Below are 8,357 nucleotides of genomic sequence, written 5' to 3'. Positions count from 1 at the left end.
CCCACTCGCCGGACGCCATACGCCCGAATGAGCCGGGCCAAGGCTTGCGCCTCCATGCATATGCTGTGGCACTGTCTGCAGCAGCGCTCTGCTTGCCTTTCCTAGCCTCGGTCAATCCGCATACGCCGGGTATCCAGCCGCCTCAGCAGCAGGTGCGTATGCAGATCATTGAGCAACAAGGTTGGCGTCTATGAGAAGGCAGATGGCCATCCACAGCGGGACGGCCCTGGTTTCAAGGCGATTCGGGCGCGGATCGATGTAACCGTCCGGTGAGTACGCCTTGCATTCAGGCTCGATAGGGGTGTAGTGCACGTCGTCCGTGTCAGGACGACGTCATCGTCTCCTGATCATGAATCTGTTATTGAATTGAGCTTAATTCATCAATTAGCGAAGTTATCCTGATCCAACAGGCTGATTTGTCCTGCGGTTGAACCCGAGTAGCTTCGTCAGAAGCTACCGGGTCCAACCGCAAGAATCGGGACTATGGTTGCTGCGCCGAGCATGAGACATGCGTTCGGGCGGTAACCGGTTCAATCACTTCATGGTTGGCATGGAGAATTCCGCACCTTCACGAATCCCGGACGACGGCCAACGTTGCGTTACCGACTTGCGGCGTGTGTAAAAACGGGCGCCATCGGGACCGTAGGCGTGCAGATCGCCAAACAACGAGCGCTTCCAGCCGCCAAAACTGTGGTATGCCACGGGCACCGGCAGCGGAACATTAATGCCGACCATGCCCACCTTGATATTGCTGGAGAAGTAACGGGCGGCTTCACCGTCGCGGGTAAAGATGCATGTGCCATTGCCATATTCGTGGTTATCGATCAGGTCCATGGCTTCCTGCATGCTCTTCACGCGCACGACCTGAAGTACCGGCCCAAAGATTTCCTCTTTGTAGCTGACCATCTCCGGCGTCACGTGATCGATCAGCGTGCCACCGACGAAGAAACCCTTTTCATAGCCGGGGATACGCGGCTCCCGACCATCGACGACGACCGTTGCGCCCTGCTCCTCCGCGCTGTTGATGTAACCAACCACCTTCTCTTGGTGCTGCCGGGTAATCACCGGGCCGAAATCGTTGTTGCTATCGGTATAGGCGCCGACCTTCAGGTTCTTCATTGCTTCGCGCATCTTGTCGACCAGCGCATCCGCAACGGCATCGCCCACCGCGACGGCAACCGACAACGCCATGCAGCGTTCGCCGGACGAACCAAACGCCGCGCCAAGAAGTTGGCTAACGGCGTTGTCGATATCCGCATCAGGCATCACGATGGCGTGATTCTTCGCACCGCCCAAAGCCTGGCAACGTTTTCCGCGAGCGGTCGCGGTGGAGTAGATGTACTCGGCTACAGCCGTCGAACCGACGAAACTCACCGCCTCAACACGGGGGTCACGCAGGAGGGTATTCACCGCTTCCTTGTCACCGTTGACAACGTTGAGCACACCGTCAGGCAAACCCGCTTCTTTCAGCAGTTGGGCAATGAACAAGGTGGCACTCGGGTCACGCTCTGACGGCTTGAGAATGAAACAGTTGCCGCAGGCAATCGCCATCGGGAACATCCACAAAGGCACCATCACCGGGAAATTAAACGGTGTGATGCCTGCGACCACTCCCAGTGGTTGAAACTCGCTCCATGAATCAATGTTCGGGCCCGCATTCTTGCTATGCTCTCCCTTGAGTAATTCAGGGATCCCGCAGGCGTACTCGACATTCTCGATGCCACGCTGCAGTTCGCCGGCTGCGTCATGGGCGATCTTGCCGTGTTCTTCACCGATCATCTGGCAAATGGTATCGGCGTTTTTTTCCAGCAACTCCTTGAAGCGGAACATCACGCGAGCACGCTTTATCGGCGGTGTATCGCGCCATGCTGGAAAGGCGGCCTCGGCTGCGGCAATCGCGCGCTCCACCGTTTCGGCAGAAGCCAGCGCTACCTGGCGCGCAGTCTCACCCGTCGCCGGGTTGAAGACGTCTTGGGTACGGTTCGTCTCCGAGACAAGCTGACCGTTGATCAAGTGGCCTACGATGTTCATGAGGGATTCCTCCTACATTCAAATAGTTAAAAATGGCTTCGGGGCTTACCAGAGACTGCGGTAGAGCTCGATGATCTCGGCCTCACTGGGGACGCGGGGATTGTTGCCGGGCGATCCTGACGCCAATGCCTGTTGGGCCATGGTTGGCATCCGTTCCAAGAACTGGTCTCGATCGATTCCAAACAGTGCCGGTGTCGGAACCTGCAATTCGTCATTGATGGCCTCAAGCTCACCAAGCAGCTTCCCAACAGCCGCGTCAACGCTGTCCGTGGCACTTGCGACGCCGATTGCACGCGCGCAATCGGCGTATCGATCAGGGGCTGCCGGGATGGAATAGGCGGTGACTGCAGGCAGTAGCATTGCGTTGGAAAGACCATGGGGCACGTGAAAGAACGCACCTATCGGCCGGCTCATACCATGCACCAATGCAACGGATGCGGCAGAAAACGCCATGCCGGCCAAGGTTGAACCGAGCATGACGGCTTCCCTAGCCACCCGATCATCTCCGCGGTGGAATACACGACGCAGATTGGGGCCGATCAGACGCATGGCCGCCAGAGCCTGCGCATCGCTGAACAGGCTGGCTTTCTTGCTGACATAGGCTTCGATCGCATGGGTCAGCGCATCGATTCCGGTATCGGCAGTCGCACGAGGCGGCAGGCTCAGCGTCAACTCGTAATCCACCAGTGCAGCGACAGGCATGAAACCTGCCCCCGCGCAGAGCATTTTCTCGTCGCTCTTTTCGTCAGTGATAATCGTGAAGCGGGTTACTTCAGAACCTGTGCCCGCAGTTGTTGGGATCGCGATGATGGGCAACCCGGCCTCGGTCACATCGCGTGGGAACTTATAGTCACGCATCTCGCCACCGTGTTTGGCCAGGATGCCGATGGCCTTGGCGCTGTCGATGGGGCTGCCCCCTCCAAGCGCGATAATGCTGTCGTAACCACCTTCACGAGCGGCAGCGACGCCAGCCTGAATCGAAGCGACAGTCGGTTCCGGCACGGTATCCGAGAAGACGTCGGCCTGGCTGCCGGCATCGGCCAGCACCTGTTGGATGCGACCGGCATAACCCAGCTCCACCATCATGCGGTCCGTGATGATCAGTGGACGCAGACAGCCGAGCCCAGACAAGATCTGCGGTACTTGCTGGCTGGCGCCGGCGCCGCTTTGCAGTATCCGGGGGAGAATGCTTACGTAAGCCATGGTGAACTCTCCTTTTTAAGCATGAGCGGGCCCGCGAAAAGGCTTAATCACTCGTTATTCAGGGGGGTGGGGTATTGAGGCGCTTCAGTCCCTGTGTGGCTATCGAACTGGAACCTCGGATCTCGAATCCTGACGACTAGCTCGGAAGGTACTCGTCGCTCCAGCTCTCGCTGACCGCTCCGACTTCCAACAATGAGCTGATCTGCTCAGCGCTGTAGCCCACTCGTTGGAGAATCTTGCGAGTGGAAGCCCCGAACTTCTCCGCCGGCGGAAGAGCGCGGATGCGCGAAACGCGCGGGCGAATTGCATAGGGATCAAGTTGCGTGATCTCATGGCCGCTCGGATGGTCGCTATAAACGCTGAAGGAGTAGCTGCCTTTGTCGACGCCGGGCTGACCATCGGCATCACGGCTGTAGCGCTGGCGCAGGCTGTCGATGTTGTCTGGAGATGCCGCCGCGATGTTCGCCGTTTGCAGGCGCTCCTGCAGCGAGGCACTGGACATTTTGCATATCGCGTCGTTCAGGAAAGACTGGCGGTCACCCGCCGAGGTCACGCCGGCGAGTTCAGCAATGGCGCTGAACTTGTCCAATTCGCTTTCGTCAGCGTCGAGATAGATCCAACCATCGGAGGTACGGTAAAAGCGTGACAGGTCGCTATAACCCATGGCTTCGCGCCCGGACGGTTCATCAAAGGGACCGCGCCCCTCGTAGTCGTAGCAGAACGGAATCTGAACCAGGTTGCCCAATGCTGCCAGCGAAGTGCGAGCTCTGAGAACTTCACCGGAGCGATGCTTGCGATACAGAGCTGTGGCAACACCGAGCGCAGCGGCAAAACCGCACATCACATCAATAGTGCCGACATGGGCATGCTCTTCTGGAGTATCCATGCCGCCACCGAAGCGCAGCATGATGCCAGTGGTCGCCTGAATCAGGTCATCGTATCCGAGGTAGTCGGTTCGCGGCCCACGTCGAGGTCCGCCAAAACAATCCAATTGGCAGAAGATCACTTCGGGATTAACCGCCTGCAGGCTCGCCTCATCCAGGCCCAAGGGAGCCAATTGACGATCCGGTGCGTTCATGACGATAACGTCGACCTCACGCACCAGCCGATTAAAGACCTCACGACCGTCTTGGTTATGGAGGTCGACCAAAACACTTTCCTTGCCACGGGCAGAGGAAAGACCGAATACCACCGTGTTCCAGGGGTCATAGTTTGGTACGGACGGATCCAGTTTGATCACGTCTGCGCCAAAACGAGCGAGAAACGAAGTGGAGTGTGGGCCGGCGATGACGTTAGTGAGATCAAGAATCTTCACACCGTCCAGCCAACCACCCTGCTCCTCCAGCCGAGGTTCCGGCAGGTTTGTCATCGGACGTTCCTGCAGCGTCGCCAATGCTTCGTCAAAAGTGACGTCTCGTCGAGAAACCGGATTAAGCATCGGCTCTGAGCAACCTTCCAGCCAAGCGACCGGCCCGGGTTGCTTCATGACGCCGTAATCGCGATCCGTTACGTCGATCACGAGGCCGGCGGTATTGGCATGCTTGTCATGGAGCCACTCCCGAGTGGAACGGTGTGGTGCCCCTGGGAACTGACCTTCACCAAAAATGACTTCCCATTCGGCAGCAGTCTTGGTGAGAAAGACGTCCTTCATCCTGGCTGAAATACGCGCTGCCCAGGCGGCCGGCAGCGGGTAAACCCCCAAAGAGGAATCGCCTTCCCACTGGTCAATGGGAAGATAGGGATTATCGACTCTAGGCAAACCTTCTGCGAGCATTTCTTCATACAGCCCCATGGCCTGAAGGCATCGCCTGGCATGCGAGCGGTGGGAAGGACAAACCGCATAGAATTTGCGTCCATCGGCACACTCGTAGGTTCGGTAGAAAGGGTCCAGATACTCCTGCAACTCCTCGTAGCTGAGGTTCAATGGCAGGTTCTCAGCCCTACGCCGCTCAATTTCCTTCTCGCGCAGCGTTTTGTAACGCAACGGATAGCCGTCTATCTTGATGGAGTTGTAAGAAAGGCCTTCCATGACAGCAGATGAAAGTGGCACTTCAATCTCATCGCCAAGACCATTCTTTTCCCGCGCCTGCAGAGCCAGCACAACCGCGGATACGGCCAGCATTGTGCCGTAGGCCGAGGCCAAGGGGAGTGGCGAGAAACTGGGGTTGATACCCATCAATACCCGGTTTTGACCCATGTCTGTAAACACGCCCGACGCGGAAGCGATAATGGCCTCCGTGGCACGCCACTCACGACGCAGCTCGTCGTTGCTGGAAAAACCAGGAATAGACAGTGTGATCAGTTCCGGACGGCTATGGCGCAGTTCCGAGAAATCCACCCCCAAACCCGCCATAACTCCTGGGCGAAAGTTTTCAATCGCCACATCAGCATTCGCAATCAGTTCGAGGGCTTGGCTCAGCCCTTCCGAACTCTTCAGGTCCAGACGAAGGCATTGCTTATTGCGGTTGAGCGTAGCGTTTGCAGGGCTATCCCAGAGCGGACCGTTAGGCGGGTCGATGTGAACGACAGTAGCGCCGAGATCGCCGAGGATCATCGCTACTGCAGCGTTATTTTTATGGCTTGACTATAGATCTTATCGCTAAAGAGGATCGCTGCCTTGAAGGGAGGTTTCGTCTCGGAAAGTCAACGCCTCCTGCAACAGCCATTCGGCGAAAGCCGCGGCATCCTGATTAACCATATTTTGTGGGGCATATGCGAGAAAAAACGCTTCTCGCGTAGTCACCGAATTTTCCAAGGGGGCAATTAGGCGACCGTTCTCCAGCAGGTGCTGCACTAGCGAGGAGCGCGCCAGCGCGACCCCCTGGCCATACTCGGCGACGGCAAGTGCGGAGATCAGCGTATCGAACTGCAACCCCTTGGACGAATCAACGCTGTCAGCGTGGTTTTTCTTCAGCCAAAATCCCCATCCTTCTTCATACCCCAACACATGCAACAACTGGTGGTGGGCCAAGTCGAGAGGTTGACTCAGCGGCCTATGCGGTGTTGGCAAACTCGGCGAGCAGACCGGCAAAAGCGTATCCCAAGTAAGGCGCTCCGATTTCAAGCCCCGCCAACGCCCCTGCCCGTGGCGGATCTCCAGATCAGCGTCGGTTTCAGAATCGTCAACCCAGATGTTGCTGTCGATCCGAATATTGATCTCAGGATTCAGGGTGCGAAATCGAGGCAGGCGCATGGCAAGCCAATGCGTGAAGAAAACCAGGCTAGTACGCACAACAAGCGTGCGGCGGTGCCCCTCCCCAAATATCTCGTCGGTTGACGCCGCCAGACACTCTACCGCCTCCCGCACGACGGGAAAATAGGACATGCCCGCCTCAGTCAGTTCTAGTCCCCGAGGCAATCGTTTGAACAGAGATGTCTCCAGTTGCGACTCCAGAGCCTTAATCTGTTGACTGATAGCCGCTTGAGTAAGGTTCAATTCCTGAGCCGCTTGGGTGAAGTTCAGGTGTCGAGCGGACGCTTCGAACGCACGAAGCCAGTTAAGCGGAGGGAGACGCTTTTTCACTTACGCGGATACCGGTCGACAGTCAATATTGGCTGGTGAATGTAACACCCGGCCAGACGCCAGAGGAAATGGAGAGGTCTATGGGGCAGGTCTTGCGTCATGTCCCTGCTTGCCTTGCATGATTAGCCGGCGCCCACCAAAGGTGAAAATGCGCCGTATCCATAGAAGTAGCAGACGGAATAATTCGTAAGGCAACTTTTGCGCACGGCAACAAGGTGCTGGCGCAATGACGTCCAACTCGCGATTCAACCCAACATTGCTGTTTCTGCTCTGCCGCGGCAAAGCCGCAGACCAACCCGGCGCCGGATGCTTATCTTGAATCCGCGAGGCGCGAACAAATTCCACCGAACGACGGCTTCACACCGTACATCTGACGTTTGACCTCAATGGGGTTAACCGTCTGCTGTAAGTCGCAAACGACCATTTCAAACCATCCGCGTTCACCCTCAATCCAACATCCCCTGCCGAACGATGAAATCCGCCACCTCGGCTACGCCCTGACCGGCGCGGATGTTGGTGAACACGAACGGCCGCTCGCCGCGCATCTTGCGTGCGTCGCGGTCCATCACTTCCAGCGATGCGCCGACATGCGGGGCCAAATCGATCTTGTTGATCACCAGCAGGTCGGACTTGGTGATGCCCGGCCCGCCCTTGCGCGGGATCTTGTCGCCGGCCGAAACGTCGATCACGTAGATGGTCAGATCGGACAGTTCGGGGCTGAAGGTCGCGCTGAGGTTGTCCCCGCCGCTTTCCACGAACACCACGTCGAGCTTCGGGAACCGTGACTGCAGTTCGCGCACGGCGGCCAGATTCATGGACGCATCCTCGCGGATCGCGGTGTGCGGGCAACCGCCGGTTTCGACGCCCATGATGCGTTCGGCCGGCAGCGCCGCGTGCTTGATGAGGAACTCGGCGTCCTCGCGGGTGTAGATGTCGTTGGTGACCACGGCGACCTCGTATTGGTCGCGCATGTGTTTGCACAGGGCTTCGACCAGGGCCGTTTTGCCGGAACCGACCGGGCCGCCGATGCCGACGCGGAGTGCAGCTTCTTGGCTCATTTTGTTCTCCTTTGAATTCGTGTCTGCAAGTTTTTATGTGCTGGGGTAACAGCGACTCATCAAGCTATCGGGGTCTGTTTCGGGCGCGATTCGAGGTATGTCGTTTCTGTTGGCGACTCGATGGTGGAAGCTTTTCCTGTTTTTGACGCTGAAGCACGTTTCGGGCGCGAATCGGCGTTCCCAATATTGATCCTGCTTGGGTGACGCGCCCGAGCCGATTTGTTCGGCGCATCCCTGCGCCTCACCCCTTCGGGGCTGACGTGAAAAATCGCTCCCGGCGATTTTTTCTTTGAGTGCGCAAAGAAACCGGCGAAAGAAACGCACCCCCAGGATCGCTTGTCCCTGACAGGCAACCTCGCGAACGCACGCCTGAACGGGGCCCGCAGCCATTCGCGTCCTGCGAAGGGCTGCTTGGCCGGCGTCCTGCCGGAACCCCTACTAAGTCTAGTAATGTTTGCTACGTTTATCCTTGTTCTATTCTATAGATATGATAGAATTACTGTTTCCCTATGGACTCGATAGCCTGGAATACTCTTGGGTGA

At 57.5% G+C, this 8,357-nt stretch carries 6 protein-coding genes; 1 reads left to right on the top strand and 5 read right to left on the bottom strand.

All coding sequences use genetic code 11. The annotated features are described in order from the left end of the window. A partial coding sequence (locus P8014_RS20155; protein WP_337819128.1) for a hypothetical protein occupies positions 1-194 on the top strand: 194 nt, incomplete at its 5' end. A 340-nt stretch (positions 195-534) separates the two neighbouring features. Here the strand turns inward: P8014_RS20155 and P8014_RS20150 are convergent. The 5 genes from P8014_RS20150 to ureG all read right to left on the bottom strand — a co-directional run bounded on the left by P8014_RS20150 (position 535) and on the right by ureG (position 7,815). Beyond that, positions 535-2,031, bottom strand: a complete 1,497-nt coding sequence (locus P8014_RS20150) for a CoA-acylating methylmalonate-semialdehyde dehydrogenase (protein ID WP_337819127.1) — start codon at positions 2,029-2,031, stop codon at positions 535-537. Between the two features lie 45 nt (positions 2,032-2,076). Beyond that, positions 2,077-3,234, bottom strand: a complete 1,158-nt coding sequence (locus tag P8014_RS20145; protein WP_337819126.1) for an iron-containing alcohol dehydrogenase — start codon at positions 3,232-3,234, stop codon at positions 2,077-2,079. A 136-nt stretch (positions 3,235-3,370) separates the two neighbouring features. Further along, positions 3,371-5,788, bottom strand: a complete 2,418-nt coding sequence (locus tag P8014_RS20140) for a CoA transferase (protein ID WP_337819125.1) — start codon at positions 5,786-5,788, stop codon at positions 3,371-3,373. 45 nt (positions 5,789-5,833) lie between these two features. Then, complete coding sequence (gene gcvA / locus P8014_RS20135; RefSeq protein WP_337819124.1) at positions 5,834-6,757, bottom strand: transcriptional regulator GcvA; 924 nt, start codon at positions 6,755-6,757, stop codon at positions 5,834-5,836. A gap of 446 nt (positions 6,758-7,203) precedes the next feature. Continuing rightward, positions 7,204-7,815 carry an urease accessory protein UreG gene (gene ureG / locus P8014_RS20130; protein ID WP_337819123.1) on the bottom strand — a complete coding sequence of 204 codons (612 nt, stop codon included), beginning with the start codon at positions 7,813-7,815 and terminating at the stop codon, positions 7,204-7,206. Between the last annotated feature and the right edge of the window lie 542 nt (positions 7,816-8,357).

It is taken from the genome of Acidihalobacter sp., assembly GCF_037381185.1.
Taxonomy (GTDB): Bacteria; Pseudomonadota; Gammaproteobacteria; order DSM-5130; family Acidihalobacteraceae; genus Acidihalobacter_A.
This window is presented reverse-complemented; position numbering and strand designations above follow the sequence as displayed.